We start from the raw sequence: 19,432 nt of genomic DNA on the forward strand, positions 1-19,432 counted from the left end.
AATGCCCAATGCCCAATGCCCAATGCCCAATGCCCAATGCCCAATGCCCAATGCCCAATGCCCAATGCCCAATGCCCAATGCCCAATGCCCAATGCCTAATAAATAATAAACAAAAAGGGCTGCTGAATTAGCAACCCTCAAATTTAGTAAAATTGTTTTTTTTAATCAACCGATGCTAAACCAAGGATTTGTAAAGGTTTTGTAGTATCTCCGATTTTTGTATTAATTTGCTGCACCATTGGTTTGGTATTAATAGGGTCTTTTCCATCTGATGAGTCGGTATCAAACTCATAAGCGCTGGGTTCATTGAGCATCAGGCGATCGCACGGTATTTTATCAGATAAAATTGAACTTGCCATCATCCCTGTATGAATCTCCATTTGACCTTTTCGCGGAGCTTCAAAGACTAAACGTTGTCCTGGAAAAACAACCCTTTCAAAGTACCAGTTGGGAATATTGCAGATACGAGCTACCTGTATTTTGCTCGTGGCATTAATGTAGCAGCAGAGAATTTTCCCCGATTGCTCAGGTGGTAGAGGATCTAATATTTGAGCCATAACTGCTGAGGAGCTTTACGCCACAATTTTACATTACACTAGCCAAGCCTAACACCCACTGATCCCGACTTGTTGTAACTGCGAATACCAACTCAAGTCTTTCTAGATTTTTTCTACCTAAAGATATATCGGAGGTTATAAAAATTTTGTAAATATTTATGATTTTTCTAAAATTTTACACTATGTAAATATCTTTGAGTTTTTAATCTCTGGCAAAAAACCTTTAACTTCTTGAGGGCAGATAATTACAGAGTAGGTATGATGAAGATCCCCTTAGCTTGAGCCTAGTTCAGGAGTGTATTTTTGTGTTTCATCTATCCCACGATTAAAAACCTGGGATCATCGCTTAATGAATAAACTCAATGTTATCGTAAAGCTATATGAAAAATTTCTTCATAAAGCCTCTCTTGATACCCTGCATTTGGGATGCAAAGCAATTTTATTGATACCTACATCTGTGAACAAAAATTTCGCGCTTATCAATAATCGGCTTCAATGTCAAGCAAGATTGTCAGAGATTAAGAGCAAACAAAGCAAAAATACCCCTTAAAACTGGAATTTATTTCATTTTCTCCCAGATTGGCAAGATGGAAGTCAAAATACCCATGATGGAAAATCGAATTCTTTACGTTCGCCTTCCTTGTAACCCTATCTTTCCCATTGGGGTTGTCTACCTGAGCGATCATGTCCACAAACAGTTTCCGAATGCCGAACAGCGTATCTTTGATTTGGGAACAGTGCCACCTTTAGATTACGCTACCGCCTTGGATCTCTGTATCGATGAATTTAAACCGACACTGCTAGTATTTTCTTGGCGGGATATTCAAATTTATGCCCCAGTTGGCGGGCGTGGTGGTAATCCACTACAAAACGCCTTTGAATTTTACTACGCGAAGAATCCTCTATTAAAACTACGCGGTGGATTCGGCGGTTTACGAATCTTCATCGCTTACTATGTAGAATTGTGGCAAAACCAGGGCTTAATCAAACGCGGTTTAAAGGGTGCCCAAAAATATAATTCTGATGCTCGTGTAGTTGTAGGTGGTGGTGCAGTTAGTGTATTTTATGAACAGTTAGGTAAAAGCTTACCTCAAGGGGCAATTATTTCTGTGGGTGAAGGCGAAACCCTGCTAGAAAAACTTTTAAGTGGCAGAGATTTTCGAGATGAACGCTGTTATGTTGTCGGAGAAACTCAACCACGGAAACGGCTAATTCACGAACAACCCACCCCACTAGAAAAAACAGCTTGTAACTACGACTATATCGAAAGCATCTGGCCAGAATTTAACTATTACCTGCAAGAGCAAGACTTTTATATAGGTGTACAAACTAAGCGCGGTTGTCCTCACAACTGTTGTTATTGCGTCTACACTGTTGTCGAAGGCAAACAAGTACGCATCAACCCAGCAGATGAAGTAGTTGCTGAGATGCGCCAATTATACGATCGCGGCATTCGCAATTTCTGGTTTACCGATGCCCAATTTATCCCAGCGAAAAAATTTATCGACGATGCCATAGAACTATTGCAAAAAATCGTCGATTCTGGTATGACAGATATCCACTGGGCAGCCTATATCAGAGCCGACAATTTGACACCCCAGTTGTGCGACTTGATGGCGAAAACCGGGATGAACTACTTTGAAATTGGGATTACCAGTGGTTCTCAAGAACTCGTGCGGAAAATGCGGATGGGGTATAACCTGCGAACCGTCTTGCAAAACTGCCGCGATTTAAAAGCAGCTGGTTTCAACGACTTAGTTTCCGTCAACTACTCCTTTAACGTCATTGACGAACGTCCCGAAACCATCCGCCAAACCATCGCCTACCACCGCGAACTAGAACGGATTTTTGGTGCAGATAAAGTCGAACCTGCTATTTTCTTTATTGGACTACAACCCCATACTCATCTAGAAGAATACGCTTTTAAAGAAGGCATCCTCAAACCAGGGTATGATCCAATGAGTTTGATGCCGTGGACAGCCAAAAAACTCCTTTGGAATCCTGAACCCCTTGGTTCATTCTTCGGCGAAGTCTGCTTGCAAGCTTGGCAACAAAACCCCAACGATTTCGGACGCGAAGTTATGAAAATTTTAGAAGAAAAACTGGGTTGTGCCGACTTAGAAGCAGCACTTTCTGCACCAATAGAGACAAAAGACAAACAGTTAGCAGCTGTTTGATAAAATTCTCAGAATTAGACAAGAGTAAATTTCATCTCCTTGTCTCTCGTCTGCCCCTCTGCCCTACTTACTCCCCCTCTGCGGTTATTTTCACCCAATCCCATGTTAGAAGGTTCAATCCTACAACAGCTAGAAACAGCCCATCGCCATACTACCAGGCCAATTCGATTCGGTGTTTACTACAAAAATACCTTAGTTGCCCTGTGCCACGCTCTAGAAGACCATATTTTAACCGACGACGGTACACCCCTAGTTATCACAGCCTTCCAACGGGGTAAATGGTATCTACAAGAAGCTGAACGATATGCAGATATCGCCCAGCGCAGCCGCCAAATTGCGATTATGGCTGCCTCTGAATCTGGCTTTGCTGAACATCCCACAAGCCTTTTACCGAATGTAGACTTAGTTGCATTAGATTCAGTCGATCCTGTAGCTCAAGAGTGGCATTTAATTATTTTATCGCCTAAATACACAGCAATGGTAATTTGTCAAGAATTATCAGATGCTGATTATGGCAGCACTGGGATACCGACATCAGACTTAGAGCGTAAATTCTATGGCTTGTGGACATTTGAGCCAGAGTTAGTGCAAGAGACAGCAGAAATAGCGATCGCTCACATCAAAAAATACAACTCAGAATTAGCCCAAAAACTCACAGCCGATAAAGAACAAATTGTACCGTCAATAGCCAGATCAGAAAATTTAGGTGCAGTTGTCTCCCGTGTAGTAGATTACCTCCAAAGACAAGATAATTTATCCATCCCAACAGCGCTTCAGAAACAAACCCTAGATCGTAACTTGATTTCTAACGAAATCCAAGCCTTTTTGCGAATGGCGCAGCTGATGGATATGGCAGATGTCAACAATCCAATGGCAGCTGCGGAAGTAGTAGTTCTTGCTGAAGCGATCGCCCAGCTTTTGGATCTTCCCGCATGGCAGATTAAGAGATTGCGGCTGGCGAGTTTGTTGCATCGCATAGATCCATTACAGAAAGCCGAAAGCGTTCTCACTGGCGGTATAGCCACACGCTACCAAGAAGATGCCCCCAGTTCTCCCTTAACTTGTCCCTTAGTACCGGGGGCGCAAGTATTGCGAACTATGCCACGACTGCGAGCAGTTGCCCAAATTATTACTCACCAAAGCGAGTGGTGGAATGGTTCAGGGGAACCAGCAGCTTTAGCTGGAGATGAAATTCCCCTAGAGTCGAGAATTTTGGCTTTATTGGCAGACTTTCAGTGGCGAATCAATGAGCGAAAGTCGTCAAATCAAAGCCGGGAACAGATATTTACTCAAGCTTTAGATGAGTGCAAAGAGCAACAATCTACCCGCTTTGACCCTAAACTTGTAGATACCCTAGCTTTGTTAGTTATGGGTTTACAACAGGGACTCGACTTACCCTTGATGACACCCAAATTCAGCGCCGGCATCTGGATACTTGATTCCCAATGGGATAGCCACAGCAAGATAAGTGAGGAGATTGGTAGTTACTTTACATGAATATTGAAGCCATTAGATTAGGAAAACTCAAACAACTTCCAGGGGCAAATTTAGAAGACGAGGAACTCCCCCGACTGGATTTAAGCCGGATTAATCTTGCTGGCGCTACCCTTGTAGGCACAAATTTCGCTGGTTCCAAGCTCGAAGGCGGGCATTTGGAGGGGGCGAATTTGATGGGGGCGAATCTCCAAGGAACTGACTTGCGAGCGAGTTTGATGGGAGCAAACCTGATGCAAGCAGATTTAACAGGCGCTGACTTGCGGGGTAGCAATTTGCGTGGCGCTAACTTGATGGGAGCAAGACTCAGTGATGTGTCATTGGTGGGTGCTTTCTTGAGTGGTGCCAATTTAATGAACGTGAACTTGCAAGGCGTTGATTTGCGGGGTGCTGACTTACGGGGTGCAAACCTGACTGGGGCAAATCTCAAAGGTGCAGATTTGAGTCGCGCTGACTTGCAAGGGACGTTGTTGAGTGAGGCAAATCTTGAAGAAGCTGACTTGCGGGGGGCGAATTTGGCGGGGGCGAATTTGACAGGGGCGAATTTACTCTGTGCAGAGTTAGAAGGTGCAAATTTGAGTGGCGTTAATTTGGATAAGGCGTGTTTGGTGGGTACAGTTGTGGAGGCGCGTTTTGAATAGGAGTTAATTTATACAAACTGCGATGAATAATAGACAACTGATGCTATCTGCTAAATACTAGACCATCTCAAAGTAGCCAATTTTCTACGCTTAGACCAGGTACGCGCCCAAATTCACGAACATTTGCTGTAACAAGCGTCAGGTTAAGGGCTAGGGCATGGGCAGCAATCAGTAAGTCATTAGGGCCGATGGGTCTTCCTGTTTGCTCCAAATGTGTACGAATTACCGCATACTGCTGATCCACAGGAGGCGACAGCGACAAAATAGGTAACAGTTCAAGGATGCTTTCTAGTTGCTGAAGAAGACGAAGAGAGCCGCTTTTAGCTGCACCAAATCGTAGCTCGCACACCACAATAATGCTGGTACAAATGCAGTTTTCCTCTATGGCTGCGAGTCGCTGAAACACCAAACCTTGAGGATGTCTTACCAAATCTCAAATGATGTTGGTGTCTAGCAAGTATTGATAAGTCATTGGACAGGATTAAAGCACAATATCATCGAGTGGCAGTAACCCTTCATCTACGTCAGGAAAGTTTTCTGTAATGTCTTCCAAACTGGCAAGCAGTGAAAGTAGAGAACCGGAAGAAATGGGTTCGATGATTAATCGATTACCTTCTTTGCGTAACAAAACTTCTGTGGTGGATAGAGCAAATTCATCAGGAATGTTTAGGACTTGATGTTGCCCATCCCGTAAGAGGTAAACGTGGCATGAGTTTGCCATCAAGCAATCTCCTTAAAGTTATAATTATTTCGTCGCAGTGTGTTACTTCACAATATCATGTCAAGTTTTATCCTGTACTGTCGAAATAACTGAGTCGTAGCTGATTATACTCCTCTCTCACCTTTGTAATCTTGAGTGGAAGTTCCTCTCCTACTACCAATTGCTCCTTATGCTTATTAACATAAGTATGAATTCCCCCAATGCAAACCCTCAATTTTTACTAATGCACCGCTCCAAGTTTTTTTAAGGATTTTTCCATATACTGTTACGTCTTCAGCCTGTAATTGGCGTAGCCGTTCCCATGCTTTTCGCATTTCTAGTTTGCGAATTGAAAAAGAAACCGTTGGAGGATGGTCTTGAGAACATAAGAACCAGTAAATCCTTACTGATAAACCATGTCTATGAACATCAAGGACTTTAGTGTGTACGAGCAGGTCTTCTCTATTGATAGGATGACCACATTTTTCAGAAGCCAGATACAATGTAGTTTCGTACAAGCGATCGCTATCTTTCAGTGTCTCCGGTGAACAATGCGAGAAGAAAATATCGTGTTTACCATCGTAATTTCCCACAACCAGAAATTCTCGGATTTCATTTAGTTGCACGGCTTCTTCTGGGGTCTGAATCTCAGCGAATGATAGCTCTACTAATGGCACAAAAGCTAGTTGATCGGTATAAAAATCAACTAGAACACCTCTAGGCTCCAGCTTAATGATTTTTCCAGTGATGAGATCGCCGATTTGAAAGTTAGCTAAACTAAAGCTCATAGCATAGTGGGCTTAACATAATTCATTATCTTGATTTTCATATATGAGGCGATCGCTCAGTTCGCCCCCGTATCCACAAAGCTAGTACACTCATTAACAACACTCCCATCACTCCTTGGAGGGGATTATTATTCACACCAGTTACCCAATCAGGAACTTCACCAGAATATTTCACTAATTCCCCAACATTAATAATGTAGTAGCCCCCTACTAAACCACCATGCAAACCAATTGGTAAACCCAAGCGTCCCCGTCGCCAACGCTTTCCCCATACTTGCGTTAATCCCAGCAGTACTAAAGCTGGAAATTGCGGCAGTGTATGAATAATTGCCTCCAAGGGTTTAATAAAGTGCAATGTAGCAAACGCAGTTGCATCTGTCCACAGTGCTACACGCGGGCTGTAATCTCGTTGTAACTCATCTAGCAACCAGCCTCGAAATAACAATTCCTCAGCAAATCCGATGCCCAAGCCAACAAGTAAACCCTCTACAATTACTTTCAGCAAAAAAACTTTCGGTTGTTGCCACACCAACCAACCCAACAAACTTTCTACCCCAAAAAGGATCAGAATATTAATTATCCCTATAGCCAAGCCACGCAATAAATCCACACCGTTATGTCGCGTGAATTCTAAGCCATAATGCCGCAGAATTTGGGGCTGCTGATAGACATTTTTACCCCATAATCTCAGGAGAAAAATAAACGCTCCATATAATAACACCAATGTCAAGATACTTTCTAAGTTTGAATCATGCACTAGTAAGTATATTGGTGTAGCCAATGGCAACCATAGCAGCCCTAAAGTCAAAATAAAAGCACCCAGCCTAATAGGGGCAGGGCGTTCAGCTAAACGGACAAAGTTTTTTTTCATACTAAATAAGTCACCAATCACCAGTCAATACTCTAAATTTAGACAAATGACCAATGACCAATGACAAATGACTATTCATCAGGTTCAATCGTGCTACTTAAACCATGACTTATCAATGTTTCGCAATAGAACTCAGCGTGTTCCAGAGCGCAAGCAATGACTAAAGCTAGCCCGTTAGTATGGGCTTCCATCATGATGCTCACAGCTTGGGGTTGGGTAAGGCTTGGCACACTGGCTATTAATGACTGCACAACATGCTCCATAGAGTTGTGGTCGTCGTTATGGAGCAAAACGCGATACCGAGGCGCGAGCTTACGGGTTGTGGAAGGCTTTTGAATAGTTTCAACTGACACGGCTCTTTGCTCTTTTCTTGTTGATTCACTACAAAAAGTGTCTGTGTAGCGATCGCTTAACAGTTATTTACCTATTCTATAGTATTTCTGTCCAGATACTATCCTAGAAAAACGGCTCTACTTAGTTTTGCGTAGCCACACTGGTGAGGCAGATGTTTTAGGCATCGCTGCCGTGAGAGTGCTACCCTAATCATACAGAAGCTTCCTTAAACCTAGCGCATTTTCACTTTGAAGATTAAGGAAGTTGCTAAATAATCCTTGCCCCTGCCCAAACTGCATAATGATGGACATTAGCCAAGATTTTCTTCAACCAGGACAAATTGTGTGTTTAGAGCATGGCGACAGGAATCTGTATGCAGAAGTTATTCAATTTGTGGTTTCCCGCCAGTTATGCTGGGTACGTCCTTTATTAATGGTTACTTTGATTCAAGAATCGCCCTTGATTACCGATTTGCGAGATGCGTCTGACTTGCTTTGGCCTGCCAATTTATTTCGGCCAGCTTTAGACACAGAAGTAATTACCTTCTTGAGCCAAGTTTTAGCAAAAGAACCAAAAACTGAACCTGACTCGGCTGCCAAACAGGAACTCAATCAGTTTATTCACCAACTTTGGCAAGCATACCAAGATAGTGCTGAGTCACACAATTTTGGATTTTGACTTCGGCGTGAGCGCTCAGTGGAACGCTTTTGAATCTTCAATTCCATTATCCCAAATTTAAACATCGTAAATTCGGTCTGTAGCGTATACCAGCATCTTTCATGCGTTGAATTCCTTCTTGCAAGCGTTCATCAGATATAGTTAAAGCAATTCGGAAAAAGCCTTCTCCAGATGCACCATAACCACTACCCGGTGGCACAAGAATGCCACATTTGTCAAGTAGCAACGTTACAAATTCTGCTGAGGAATATCCTGGGGGGACAGGTGTCCAGACGTAAAGGGTAGCTTTCGGAGCCTGAATCGGCCAACCTAGAGATTGCAGCCCCTTGATGATAATGTCGCGGCGATTTTGGTAAACCGACATGATGGCTTGGAGTTCTGCTTCAGTGGTAGTAGAATAAGCTGCGATCGCACATGCTTGAATTGCCTTAAACACCCCAGAATCAACATTACTTTTTACCTGTGTCAAGCCTTTAATACCCACAGCATTACCAACAACAAAACCAACCCGCCACCCCGTCATATTATACGACTTAGACAAACTGTGAAATTCGATCGCTACATCTTTCGCGCCCGGAATTTGCAGCACACTAGGCGGTTTATAGCCATCATATGCCATTTGTGAGTAGGCGTTGTCATGACACAATAAAATATCGTACTGCTTGCAGAAAGCTACCAATTCCTCAAAAAACTCTAATGTTGCCAACGCCCCAGTCGGATTATTGGGATAATTAATCCATAACAGCTTTGCTTTTTGGGCGACTTCTTCAGGTATCGCACTCAAATCAGGCAAAAAACCGTTTTCTGCCTTCAGGGGCATAAGAAAAGACTCACCACCAGCGAAGATTGTCGAAGTCCGGTACACCGGATAACCAGGATCTGGTATTAGTGTATAGTCTCCTGCTTCCACAAACGCTAAGAAAGTATTATGAATTGCTTCCTTGGAACCAATTGAAGAAACAACCTCTGTATTCGGGTTCAACCCAGTGACCCCAAACCGACGTTCCATCCACTTCGCCGCAGTCTCCCGGAATTCTTTCGTACCTTGGTAAGGTGGATAATTGTGGTTAGCAGCGTCGTCAATCGCCTCATGCATTACCTAGAGGATATGACTGGGAGTAGGTTTATCTGGATCGGCAATCGCCATATTGATGATATCAACTCCCTTGGCAACGAGTTCATTCCGCTTGTGGACAATTTCAGCAAACAGATAGGGAGGAATTTTTTCTAGGCGTTTAGCCAACTGCATGGCGATTTACTACGAATGCACAATGTAGAGAGTCCTTAGCACAGTTTACGCCACTTGAGGTATTTAAATAATCAACCTCATAGAAAAATACAAACAATCATATCGCCCTTGTTATTCCCCCTACCTTTACTAAAACTTGTTTTACCTATTTGAAATTTTGATTGCTCCAGCCTTAATCAAATTCACCGGATATAGCCAAAAAGCCTCTATGTCTAAGCAATTAGGAATATCCCCAGCTAGAAACTAACTGAATTCGACCAGCATCCATCTCTGCCATTAATAACTCTAAGGCTTCGTAATCAATATCAGAAATGTAACCCAGTTCCGTTAGTTCTGAATTGATTTCATTTTCTATCTCAGGAGTTAGTTTTTTAATGTCAAGAGCTTTTTCTACCAATTTACGAATAGCGTACTGAGTTCTCATAAGTAATAACCCAATTGTATATGATTCTAATTATCCCAGATTTTTCTAAGTATAAACAGTGACCCAAATACTAACTTCTGGTGATCTAAATCACATCTTAATTAGTTAATAGATAATGCCCCATAACTCTGTGGTATGCCATCAGCAACGCTAAAGTGGGAGATTTAACTTCCCATTAAGACTTAGGTAAATTAGCTTTAGTTATACACTAAGCAAGTTTTCTCAGCATAGTTACTGATGAGTTGTCTGCTAATTAGGCTGTCTATAGTTGATTGTTTTGGAACTGCCATAAAAAAAAAGTATATATAAGCACATTTTGATATGGAATTATAACAATCTTTAAACAGAGATACTAAAGTAATAAAGATTTAGCAAAGAGAGCTAAGACATATGGCCGATGCAACAAAATAGAGTTTATGTTCAAATAATCCTTAGCTTGACGCTTCAACAATTCTTAATAGGATGTAACTATGCAGGCAGTGCTTAACTATCCCAAAATTGCAGTTATTCGCCCCCAAGGCTGTTTGAATGCTGCAAACGCCTTGGAGTTTGAACGAGATATGACTACGGCGTTGGCACAAAATGATATTTCTATCTTGGTAGTAGACCTAGTAGCAGTAGAATCCTTAGACAGCGCGGGGTTGATGGCATTGTTATCTACACACAAGCTAGCTCTCGGTTTAGGACGGGGTTTCCGACTTTGCGCTGTTAGTCCGTCAATTAGAATTATTTTTGAACTAACCCAACTCGACAGGGTGTTTGAAATATTGGATGGTGAACTTGAATTTGATGCAACATAACTTTATGTAAAAGCAGAAAGGTTCCGGTAGAAAGTAGACTTTATGTAAAGGAGTTGTAAGCTGCAACGATAAACTATGTTAAAAGACCTAATTCAATGCTAAAGTTGGGTTTGAGTAGCTGTAATTAAGGTAGCTAGAAGATAGCAGAGTGGCTGTTGCAGTTGAAAGATTAATAACATCGGATATTTTAAAACCAGCGCGTTACCTGGGTAATGAGCGTTTAGCTATACACAAACCTTGGGATACGGCAGCAATACGCTGGGTCTTAACCTACCCAGAAGTATATGAAGTCGGTGCATCCAATTTAGGGCATATCATCCTCTATAACATTTTGAATGCCCAACCGCGTCAATTGTGCGATCGCGCCTACCTCCCAGGACAAGACCTGGCAGCCAAACTACGCGAAACTAATACGCCATTGTTTGCGGTAGAGTCAAAGCGATCGCTCAGAGAATTCGACATTTTAGGTTTTAGCCTCAGTTACGAACTGGGTGCAACTAATATCCTCGAAATGTTGGATTTGGCGGGGATTCCCTTGACCTGGCGAGAACGCCAAAAAGCAGGAGAAGAATCTACTAGTTCCCAGTCCCAGTTTCCCTTGATTTTTGCTGGTGGGCAAACAGCGACATCGAACCCTGAGCCTTATGCGGACTTCTTCGACTTTTTCGCCCTTGGAGATGGAGAGGAACTACTGCCAGAAATTGGTTTGGTATTGGAAGAAGGCAAACAAGCAGAATTGAGTCGGGAAAATCTGTTACTAGATTTGGCACAGATACCAGGCGTATATGTCCCCCAATTTTACGACATGGCAGAGGATGGCTCGGTTCATCCGCGTCGCCCAGACGTGCCAAAACGAATTTTGCGACGGGTTGCAACTCCCATACCAGCATATTCCATTGGGTTAGTTCCCTACGTAGAAACGGTGCATGACCGCTTAACCATTGAGATTCGGCGTGGTTGCACTCGTGGCTGTCGCTTCTGTCAACCAGGAATGCTGACTCGGCCAGCACGGGATGTAGAACCCGATCAGGTTGTAGAAGCAATTGAACAGGGGATGCGGGCAACTGGTTACAATGAGTTTTCTCTCCTATCTTTGAGTTGTTCTGATTATTTGTCCCTACCAGCAGTGGGGATGGAAATCAAAAATCGCTTAAAAAATGAAAACATTTCTCTGACTCTACCAAGCCAACGAGTAGACAGATTTGATGAGAATATTGCCAACATCCTTGGAGGTACGCGCCAAGGTGGACTGACTTTTGCTCCGGAAGCTGGAACTCAGCGAATGCGAGACATCGTGAATAAGGGTTTGACGAATGAAGAATTGTTGCGGGGGGTGAAAACGGCTTGGGAGCAAGGCTGGGATAAAATAAAGTTATATTTTATGATTGGCTTGCCGGGTGAGACGGATACTGACGTTTTAGGCATTGCGGAAACTGTAAGCTGGTTACAGCGCGAATGTCGAGGTAAAGGCAGAAAACTCCTAAACTTTAACCTGACAATTTCTAACTTTACACCCAAACCGCATACACCATTCCAGTGGCACTCAGTCTCTACCACTGAATTTAAGCGCAAACAAAACCTGTTGCGGCAAGAATTCCGCCGGATAAACTCCGTGAAGGTAAATTTCACAGATGTCCGCATTTCGGCAATGGAAGATTTTGTGGGAAGAGGCGATCGCAATTTGGGCAAGGTAGTCCGCCGTGCCTGGAAATTGGGTGCAGGTATGGATTCCTGGTATGAAAATTTAGATCAGGCTTTTAGTGCTTGGGGAGCTGCGATCGCCCAAGCCGGTCTAGATTGGAAATACCGCCAAGTAGAAAATGGCGAATGGAATTTGTTTCACGCCCAAGATCACAAGAGATCGCCAGATGCAGAAAATATCCCACTCCTAATTGTACAGACGCGATTAATCGCGTCTCTCCCCACCCCCCACTCCCCACTCCCCACTCCCCACTCCCTCGATACTCCCCTACCTTGGGATCATATTGATACCGGAATTGACAAAAAGTGGCTCCAAGAAGACTTGCAACGCGCCTTAGAAGCTGCAATTGTACCCGACTGCTCTTTTGAAGGTTGTTCTCACTGTGGCGTCTGTGGCACCGACTTTGGCCATAACGTTGTGATTGAATCACCCACTATTCCCAAATTCGCTGGCGAGTTTGTGCCCAATCCAACTAAGGCACAACGAATGCGAGTTTGGTTTGGGAAACAGGGTAATATGGCTTTGATCAGCCACCTAGATTTAATCCGTCTGTTTGACCGAGTTGTGCGACGAGCAAGCTTGCCAATCGCTTTCACTGGTGGGTTTCATCCCATGCCGCGAATTTCTGTAGCAACTGCTTTGGCTTTAGGGGCTACTAGTAGTGGTGAAATAGTAGATTTTGAGTTAACTGTGCCAGTAGAAGTTGATACTTTTCGAGAACAGTTGGCTCGTGAAATGCCCACAGACATACCTATATATCATGTAGAGCAGATAGATTTAAAAGCTAGTGCCGCTACCCAACTGCTGGAGGCCGCAGAGTATTTGATTACTGTAGCGGTACTGGAAGAAACAACACCTATACAATGGCAAAACTGGATTGATCTAATCAAAGCCAAAGAGGAGCTTTGGTACGAGCAAATAACAAAGTCAGGCAAGAGCCAGTTAATAAATCTGCGCGATCGCTTATTTGAACTGGAATTAGTAGAAACCCATAAAAGCATTGCAGAATCTATCTCATCTGTGATGATCCGTTATCTAGGTAGCTATCGCCAGGACGGTTTGCTGTTGCGTCCCGAACAAATCCTGTTTATGCTAGAGACAGTGGCTAGTGTAGAATTTCAACTCCTGCACATCCACCGCAATCGGCTAATTTTAGGGGTATAATCCGTGTAGGGCAGCTTGCTAGTAGTTGTCATCACATCGCATATCGTCGGAATTGATTTTTAGCAAGGTTGCGTTAGAATGGTGTGAAGAGAAATTTTCTGGCGCTGCATTGAAATTAGCTGGTTCACTACCCTGGTATTCAGGGGGCGAAAGCATACATATTAGAGTGCAACATCTAGGATTTTATCCCAGATAAACAAAAAGCAGATTAAAGAACACTCTCTATAGCTACCTTGTGAATCAGTAACTAACAGCAGGCTCGGTTAGCTTCTCTAAATCCATGCTTTTTAAACAATTGCTGAATGTCTAATCTACAGTAGTGCCCAAGAGCTAGTGCATTACTTTTCTAGAGTTGAAGCGACTGCCGTCGGTTATGCCGACTTGTAGACGTTGACAGACGCGCAAAGGGCGGCTTGCCCCAGGCTAGGGCAGCTGAAGGCAGGGTCGCAGCTGGCGTTGCTGAGTATAACCCTAAGGATAAATCCGGGGAATGGAAAATAGAAATAGTTTCTTTTTCTTAACGACTTCAGTAGGTTACTCTCAAATCAAGCGTCCTGGGTTAAAAGCTAACTCAGGATTTAGAACTTTCAACTCAGAACTCTCTTGATTGAGCGTATTGGATCACGAATCAATCACGGACTGTTGATTTAATTGCTGAAACAATACGCAGCCGGGTAAACGCTCTTAAGAGCGCCAATAGCTATTTAATTTAGAAGCTCAGATTTGCGATTTTTATTACCAGTAGCGCCTTTAGAGGGTTGTAGGGACAACAAAGGTATAACAAACCTCCATACCTATTGGTGCTGCCAGTTTTTGAGGAAATTGAATGCCAAAACAAATTATCATCGCGGAGCAGCACCAAATTGCTGCGGTTTTTTCTGAAGATCAAATACAGGAACTCGTTGTTGCTACGGGTCATCATCAAATAGGTGATATCTACTTAGGAGTAGTAGAAAACGTATTGCCTGGGATAGATGCGGCTTTTGTGAATATTGGCGACCCAGAGCGTAACGGTTTTATTCACGTCACCGACTTAGGGCCATTGAAGCTAAAGCGTACCGCAGCAGCAATTACAGAACTACTAGTACCACAGCAGAAAGTTTTGGTGCAAGTAATGAAAGAGCCAACGGGGACAAAAGGTCCCAGGCTCACGGGTAATATCACCTTACCCGGACGCTACGTAGTATTGATGCCCTATGGTAGGGGCGTAAATTTATCCCGACGGATTAAAAGTGAAAGTGAGCGCAACCGCTTGCGGGCGCTGGCGATTTTGGTCAAACCGGCGGGAATGGGTTTGCTCGTGCGTACAGAAGCCGAAGGCAAACCTGAAGAAGCGATTATGGAAGATTTGGAGGTGCTGCAAAAGCAATGGGAGACCATCCAGCTAGAAGCGCAGTCCACTCGGGCCCCAGCACTGCTCAACCGCGATGATGACTTCATTCAACGCGTATTGCGGGATATGTATGGCGCGGATGTGAATCGGATTGTCGTGGATTCTAGTACTGGTTTGAAGCGCGTAAAGCAGTACTTGCAGAATTGGAGTGGAGGTCAAACACCGCAGGGATTGTTGATTGACCATCACCGCGATCGCTCCCCAATTTTAGAGTACTTCCGCATTACTGCCGCCATTCGAGAAGCCCTAAAACCAAGAGTAGACCTACCTTCTGGAGGCTACGTGATTATTGAGCCGACTGAAGCATTAACCGTAATCGATGTTAACTCAGGTTCCTTTACGCGATCGGCAACAGCTAGAGAAACAGTTTTGTGGACAAACTGCGAAGCTGCAACAGAAATTGCTCGTCAGTTGCGTCTGCGGAATATCGCCGGGGTAATCGTCGTTGATTTTATTGATATGGAATTACGACGTGACCAACTACAAGTTCTCGAACACTTTAATAAAGGACTCAAAGCAGACAAAGCCCGTCCCCAGATTGCCCAACTCACCGAACTGGGTTTAGTAGAACTGACCCGCAAGCGTCAGGGTCAAAACATTTACGAATTATTTGGTGAAGCTTGTCCCACCTGTGGCGGTTTAGGACATACTGTGCGTCTCCCTGGAGAAATCGAAAACCGATTGCCAATACTATCAGATACACCAGATCGTGAGCGTTTTGTCTCCCTGCCTCACCGAGAACCACGTCAGCCATCTGCCCGCATCCCGGAACCACGAGAAACCTATGATGGATTTGGGGAAGCATTTGACGGCGACTCGGAATTGAGTAACCTAAATCTGATCAATCATCCTAGTTATCAAGAACTTGATAATAAACGTCGTACCCGCACTCGCCGCAGTCGAATTGGCATTAATGGGTTAAATGGGAAAGATGAAGCTCGCCCTGTTGCCAATCCCCTGGCTTTTGTCAACGAGCCAGACTTAGACCTTGATGTGGAACCAGAACTAGGAGTTACACCAGAGATCCCCTCACCCACCCTTGGTAAACCAGGTTGGAGTGAAAGAGTAGAGCGCATTAAAGTTATCAAGGCAGAGCCTATCAAACCTGTGGTAGAACCACCGGAGATTAGGACTGTAGAAATGAGCCTCCAGGAACAGGATATGTTTGCCTTGATGGGAATATCTCCCTTGGTGAAGTTAGAGCAAGAGGTTAAAAATACCAAGTCTGTGATTATTAATGTGATTCAGCCCGGTCAACAGCCAACAACCCCAACTGAATCAACCTCAGAATCAACTGTTGTCCAAAAAGCAACACCTGAAGTAATTGCAACCAAGTTACCAATACCTAAAGTTATTGAACCAGAACAAAAATCTTTGATAGAAGAGATAACCCAAGCATCGGATCTGACTGCAAACCCTTCGGGACGCTTGTCTGCGAAAGCCTCCGCCAACGCGAAAGCAGATGAAAGCGATTTGAACAGCACCTTTGCCGCCAACGCGATCGCAGATGAAACTGAAGCTGAAGCCAATAGTAGCGCTACTGCCAACCGTCGTCGTCGCCGCCGTTCCTCCGCGATCGAGGATAATTAATTTGTTTTATGGTAGAAACGTCGCCAGCACCCTTAAAACAATCCAGTTGGCTGGAGTTTTCTACCTTGTCAGGGATTCCAGGGTTGGTTGCAGGTGTGGATGAAGTAGGGCGAGGCGCTCTATTTGGCCCCGTGGTGGCGGCAGCAGTGATTCTACCAGATCATGCTTTGCCAATATTGATGGCAGCTAAAATTAAAGACAGTAAAAAGTTGTCTAGTTCTCGTAGAACTCAGCTAGCGCAACAAATTTGTGGGCTGGCTATAGATTGGAAAATTGGGTTTGCTTCTACTGCCGAAATTGACAAGATAAATATTTTGCAAGCGACGCTGTTAGCAATGAAGCGGGCTGTGCTGAAGTTAAAGGTACAGCCTGCACTTTGCTTGATTGACGGTAATCAGTCAATCAAAGACTTACTACTGCCGCAACAAACAATAGTCAAAGGGGATGAGCGATCGCTCGCTATTGCCTCTGCTAGTATTGTCGCTAAGGTTTGGCGTGACGAACTGATGCTACGTTTAGCATTAAAATACCCGATGTACAACCTGGAGTGTAACAAGGGTTATGGTAGCCAGCGACATTTGCTGGCTTTGCAACAATACGGGCCTTCGCCCCTGCATCGTCAGTCTTTTCGTCCTTGCCAAATCAAATGTCTGAGTGTTGAGTGATGAAATAATTACTCAGCATTCAGGATTGGTAATTCAGTACTATCACCGTCAAGTCCTCTATCTTTGGTTTGTGATACCACCCAGTAGCGGTAATCCGCCAAAAGTTGATTTAATAACCGTTGCTTGACCGACAACAGCACGCTTTTGAGCAAACCATTGCCAGTAGCTTCTAAAATCGGCTTAGGAGTGAAGGAAAATGGCGGTGGGAAATCCACCAGCACTTCTAAATCAGCCATTCCTTGGAGGCGAGTGCCAGTGCTAAACTCTTGAGGAGACAAATACCCTTTTAAATTGAGAGCAAAGCGCTGGTTAATATACTCGAAACCGAGGATTTCACAGCCTAGCGATCGCAAATAAATAACTCCATTTGATTCCGCCCACACTCTCATGTCTACAGTAGGTTGAATACTTAGTGACATAAAAGTTAGCGGACGCATTTTCAAGCGAAATACTTCCTCAGAAAGCTGCTGAATCCGGCTATTGTCAACTAAAGCCTTAACCAAACGCTGAGGCTGACGCAAGTAGTGCTGAATGGGAATAGGCTGCTCTGGAACAGCAATTTCCACTGATTGTGAGGCAGTAAACTTGGTAGCCATGAATTGAAGGAAGTAATTGTTTGATACTTCTATTATTGATTAATTTCTTGTGTTTATTTTTTTAATTTAGTTTACATTGGGCTACCAATTTCAATAAGAATTCCATCTAAATCACGGACATAAGCCACTGTTTGTCCCCAAGGCTTAACTTTGGCATCTACAACAACCACAGCACCAGCTTCTATGGCACGCGATAAAGCTGCTGCTATATCGTCTGTTAAAAAACCAACCTCAATACCAGCAGGTAGATTTGACAGACTGTTTTCTTGGAATCCTTGGGGAAGGTTAGATTTTGCAAGTTCATTTGAGGCAAAAGCGAGAGTTGTTCCACCCGTTTCCATCTCGACGTATTGTTTGCTCTGGTGAATAAATTGCTGTTTTAGTCCGAACGCCTTTTCGTAAAAAGCGACCGACTGGGCAACATCCTTTACATAGAGAATTGTGTAGGAGAACTTCATAATATTTACTTCTCACTTAAACAACCACTGAAATCAAATTAGTACATTTGCTCTACTCAGTCAAGCCCCCACACCATTGAACAGTGACAAACTGTATAATTACGCTACCTAAAAGAGCGGTACGCAATCAAATGAATCAAGTTCAACCAAATATTCTCGATCAATAAAGAAAGGCTGGGTTTAGCCACGATATAGTCTATAAATTGAACAGATAACTAATAAACACCATGACTTTATCGATCGCACATTTAGGGCCTCCCGGCACTTACACAGAACAAGCAGCTGTTTTTTATGTCAACTGGTTGACTAAAAGTACGGTAGTTGAAGCTATGTTAAGCCCTTATCCCACCATCTCTCAATCACTGCACGCCGTTGCTGATGGCCAAGCCCGCTTGGCTGTTGTGCCAGTGGAAAATTCTATTGAAGGGAGTGTGAGTACAACACTGGATACACTTTGGCAGTTGGACAGTTTGCGAATTCAGTTGGCTTTGGTATTACCCATTGCTCATACTTTAATTTCCTGCGCGTCTAGCTTAGATAATATAAAAACTGTTTACTCTCACCCGCAAGCTTTGGCACAATGTCAGCGATGGTTAGAGCGGTTTCTGCCGACTGTACAGATTATTCCCAGCAATTCTACAACCGAAGCACTAGAGCGATTAGAGCAAGACATAACAACAGCAGCGATCGCTTCTAGTAGAGCTGCTCAACTCTACAAATTGCCCATACTTGCTACTAACATTAACGACTCTCCAGAAAACTTTACTCGTTTTTGGGTAGTAAGTCAGGGTGAAGCGGACGCCGGATACCAGATATCAAAAGTGCCAGCCAGCCATACATCGCTAGCTTTTAGTATGCCTGCCAATGCACCCGGAGCATTAGTCAAACCTTTGCAAATATTTGCCCAGTTAGGGATTAATCTTAGCCGGATCGAATCTCGTCCGACGAAGCGATCGCTAGGCGAATACTTGTTTTTCATGGATTTAGAAGCGGATGCCAAGGAAGCACAAATGCAATCTGCTTTAGCAGAATTAACCATCCACACAGAAATTTTAAAAATTCTTGGCGTTTACAATGTTTTGCCGATCAGTGCTGTTACTTGATAAATTAGGAGTTATCAGTTAGGAATTAAGAGTTATCAGTTATCAGTT

18 protein-coding genes and 1 pseudogene are annotated in these 19,432 nt (G+C 43.6%); 9 read left to right on the plus strand and 10 right to left on the minus strand.

Annotated elements, in window-relative coordinates; translation table 11 throughout:
- Positions 1-162: 162 nt before the first annotated feature.
- Positions 163-558: a DUF1830 domain-containing protein gene (locus tag V7K31_RS11710; RefSeq protein WP_334998926.1), complete on the minus strand. Its 396-nt coding sequence runs from the start codon at positions 556-558 to the stop codon at positions 163-165.
- 587 nt (positions 559-1,145) lie between these two features.
- Here V7K31_RS11710 and V7K31_RS11715 point away from each other — a divergent pair.
- From V7K31_RS11715 to V7K31_RS11725, 3 genes are all read left to right on the plus strand, one after another.
- A complete protein-coding gene (locus tag V7K31_RS11715; protein ID WP_335094493.1) occupies positions 1,146-2,735 on the plus strand; it encodes a photosystem II high light acclimation radical SAM protein in 1,590 nt (529 codons plus the stop codon).
- Between the two features lie 102 nt (positions 2,736-2,837).
- Entirely contained in the window at positions 2,838-4,232 is a 1,395-nt protein-coding gene (locus V7K31_RS11720) for a DICT sensory domain-containing protein (protein WP_335094495.1), read from the plus strand.
- Positions 4,229-4,870, plus strand: coding sequence for a pentapeptide repeat-containing protein (locus tag V7K31_RS11725; protein WP_335094497.1), 642 nt, complete (start codon positions 4,229-4,231; stop codon positions 4,868-4,870). Before V7K31_RS11720 ends, V7K31_RS11725 begins: the two co-directional genes overlap by 4 nt.
- Before the next feature lie 67 nt (positions 4,871-4,937).
- Here V7K31_RS11725 and V7K31_RS11730 read toward each other — a convergent pair whose 3' ends face one another.
- From V7K31_RS11730 to clpS, 5 genes are all read right to left on the minus strand, one after another.
- Positions 4,938-5,300, minus strand: coding sequence for a PIN domain-containing protein (locus V7K31_RS11730; protein WP_335094498.1), 363 nt, complete (start codon positions 5,298-5,300; stop codon positions 4,938-4,940).
- A 51-nt stretch (positions 5,301-5,351) separates the two neighbouring features.
- Positions 5,352-5,591: an antitoxin gene (locus V7K31_RS11735; RefSeq protein WP_335094499.1), complete on the minus strand. Its 240-nt coding sequence runs from the start codon at positions 5,589-5,591 to the stop codon at positions 5,352-5,354.
- A 176-nt stretch (positions 5,592-5,767) separates the two neighbouring features.
- Positions 5,768-6,358, minus strand: a complete 591-nt coding sequence (locus V7K31_RS11740) for a hypothetical protein (RefSeq protein WP_335094501.1) — start codon at positions 6,356-6,358, stop codon at positions 5,768-5,770.
- 37 nt (positions 6,359-6,395) lie between these two features.
- Entirely contained in the window at positions 6,396-7,229 is an 834-nt protein-coding gene (locus tag V7K31_RS11745) for a CPBP family intramembrane glutamic endopeptidase (RefSeq protein WP_335094503.1), read from the minus strand.
- Positions 7,230-7,300: 71 nt separating this feature from the next.
- Positions 7,301-7,582 (minus strand): ATP-dependent Clp protease adapter ClpS, encoded by a 282-nt coding sequence (gene clpS / locus V7K31_RS11750; RefSeq protein ID WP_335094504.1) that lies wholly within the window; start codon positions 7,580-7,582, stop codon positions 7,301-7,303.
- Between the two features lie 283 nt (positions 7,583-7,865).
- On the opposite strand from clpS, the gene V7K31_RS11755 reads away from it, so the two are divergent.
- Positions 7,866-8,240 (plus strand): hypothetical protein, encoded by a 375-nt coding sequence (locus V7K31_RS11755; RefSeq protein ID WP_335094609.1) that lies wholly within the window; start codon positions 7,866-7,868, stop codon positions 8,238-8,240.
- Positions 8,241-8,286: 46 nt separating this feature from the next.
- Here the strand turns inward: V7K31_RS11755 and V7K31_RS11760 are convergent.
- Both V7K31_RS11760 and V7K31_RS11765 read right to left on the minus strand, forming a co-directional pair.
- Positions 8,287-9,489: pseudogene (locus tag V7K31_RS11760) on the minus strand (pyridoxal phosphate-dependent aminotransferase).
- A gap of 220 nt (positions 9,490-9,709) precedes the next feature.
- Positions 9,710-9,913 carry a hypothetical protein gene (locus V7K31_RS11765; protein ID WP_334824631.1) on the minus strand — a complete coding sequence of 68 codons (204 nt, stop codon included), beginning with the start codon at positions 9,911-9,913 and terminating at the stop codon, positions 9,710-9,712.
- A gap of 470 nt (positions 9,914-10,383) precedes the next feature.
- On the opposite strand from V7K31_RS11765, the gene V7K31_RS11770 reads away from it, so the two are divergent.
- The 4 genes from V7K31_RS11770 to V7K31_RS11785 all read left to right on the plus strand — a co-directional run bounded on the left by V7K31_RS11770 (position 10,384) and on the right by V7K31_RS11785 (position 17,227).
- Positions 10,384-10,713 carry an STAS domain-containing protein gene (locus V7K31_RS11770; protein WP_335094506.1) on the plus strand — a complete coding sequence of 110 codons (330 nt, stop codon included), beginning with the start codon at positions 10,384-10,386 and terminating at the stop codon, positions 10,711-10,713.
- A 148-nt stretch (positions 10,714-10,861) separates the two neighbouring features.
- Positions 10,862-13,579: a TIGR03960 family B12-binding radical SAM protein gene (locus V7K31_RS11775; RefSeq protein WP_335094508.1), complete on the plus strand. Its 2,718-nt coding sequence runs from the start codon at positions 10,862-10,864 to the stop codon at positions 13,577-13,579.
- Between the two features lie 826 nt (positions 13,580-14,405).
- Positions 14,406-16,562, plus strand: a complete 2,157-nt coding sequence (locus V7K31_RS11780) for an Rne/Rng family ribonuclease (RefSeq protein ID WP_335094509.1) — start codon at positions 14,406-14,408, stop codon at positions 16,560-16,562.
- Between the two features lie 8 nt (positions 16,563-16,570).
- A complete protein-coding gene (locus V7K31_RS11785; protein WP_335094510.1) occupies positions 16,571-17,227 on the plus strand; it encodes a ribonuclease HII in 657 nt (218 codons plus the stop codon).
- 8 nt (positions 17,228-17,235) lie between these two features.
- On the opposite strand, the gene V7K31_RS11790 is transcribed toward V7K31_RS11785, so the two are convergent.
- The gene (locus V7K31_RS11790; protein WP_335094511.1) at positions 17,236-17,823 is read right to left on the minus strand and encodes a DUF1997 domain-containing protein; all 588 of its coding nucleotides are present in this window, start codon (positions 17,821-17,823) and stop codon (positions 17,236-17,238) included.
- A gap of 71 nt (positions 17,824-17,894) precedes the next feature.
- The gene (locus V7K31_RS11795; RefSeq protein ID WP_335094512.1) at positions 17,895-18,281 is read right to left on the minus strand and encodes a VOC family protein; all 387 of its coding nucleotides are present in this window, start codon (positions 18,279-18,281) and stop codon (positions 17,895-17,897) included.
- Between the two features lie 227 nt (positions 18,282-18,508).
- Here V7K31_RS11795 and pheA point away from each other — a divergent pair, with 227 nt between their 5' ends.
- Positions 18,509-19,384 carry a prephenate dehydratase gene (gene pheA / locus V7K31_RS11800; protein ID WP_335094513.1) on the plus strand — a complete coding sequence of 292 codons (876 nt, stop codon included), beginning with the start codon at positions 18,509-18,511 and terminating at the stop codon, positions 19,382-19,384.
- The last annotated feature ends 48 nt before the right edge of the window (positions 19,385-19,432 follow it).

The organism is Nostoc sp. (assembly GCF_036917675.1).
In the GTDB taxonomy this organism is placed as follows: domain Bacteria; phylum Cyanobacteriota; class Cyanobacteriia; order Cyanobacteriales; family Nostocaceae; genus Nostoc.

Coding starts and splice junctions, on each gene's coding strand:
- V7K31_RS11780 (WP_335094509.1), top strand. CDS start 14,406: ATGCCAAAACAAATTATCATCGCGGAGCAGCACCAAATTGCTGCGGTT.
- V7K31_RS11790 (WP_335094511.1), bottom strand. CDS start 17,823: ATGGCTACCAAGTTTACTGCCTCACAATCAGTGGAAATTGCTGTTCCA.
- V7K31_RS11725 (WP_335094497.1), top strand. CDS start 4,229: ATGAATATTGAAGCCATTAGATTAGGAAAACTCAAACAACTTCCAGGG.
- V7K31_RS11765 (WP_334824631.1), bottom strand. CDS start 9,913: ATGAGAACTCAGTACGCTATTCGTAAATTGGTAGAAAAAGCTCTTGAC.
- V7K31_RS11755 (WP_335094609.1), top strand. CDS start 7,866: ATGGACATTAGCCAAGATTTTCTTCAACCAGGACAAATTGTGTGTTTA.
- V7K31_RS11770 (WP_335094506.1), top strand. CDS start 10,384: ATGCAGGCAGTGCTTAACTATCCCAAAATTGCAGTTATTCGCCCCCAA.
- pheA (WP_335094513.1), top strand. CDS start 18,509: ATGACTTTATCGATCGCACATTTAGGGCCTCCCGGCACTTACACAGAA.
- V7K31_RS11710 (WP_334998926.1), bottom strand. CDS start 558: ATGGCTCAAATATTAGATCCTCTACCACCTGAGCAATCGGGGAAAATT.
- V7K31_RS11715 (WP_335094493.1), top strand. CDS start 1,146: ATGGAAGTCAAAATACCCATGATGGAAAATCGAATTCTTTACGTTCGC.
- V7K31_RS11740 (WP_335094501.1), bottom strand. CDS start 6,358: ATGAGCTTTAGTTTAGCTAACTTTCAAATCGGCGATCTCATCACTGGA.
- V7K31_RS11795 (WP_335094512.1), bottom strand. CDS start 18,281: ATGAAGTTCTCCTACACAATTCTCTATGTAAAGGATGTTGCCCAGTCG.
- V7K31_RS11735 (WP_335094499.1), bottom strand. CDS start 5,591: ATGGCAAACTCATGCCACGTTTACCTCTTACGGGATGGGCAACATCAA.
- V7K31_RS11720 (WP_335094495.1), top strand. CDS start 2,838: ATGTTAGAAGGTTCAATCCTACAACAGCTAGAAACAGCCCATCGCCAT.
- V7K31_RS11745 (WP_335094503.1), bottom strand. CDS start 7,229: ATGAAAAAAAACTTTGTCCGTTTAGCTGAACGCCCTGCCCCTATTAGG.
- V7K31_RS11785 (WP_335094510.1), top strand. CDS start 16,571: ATGGTAGAAACGTCGCCAGCACCCTTAAAACAATCCAGTTGGCTGGAG.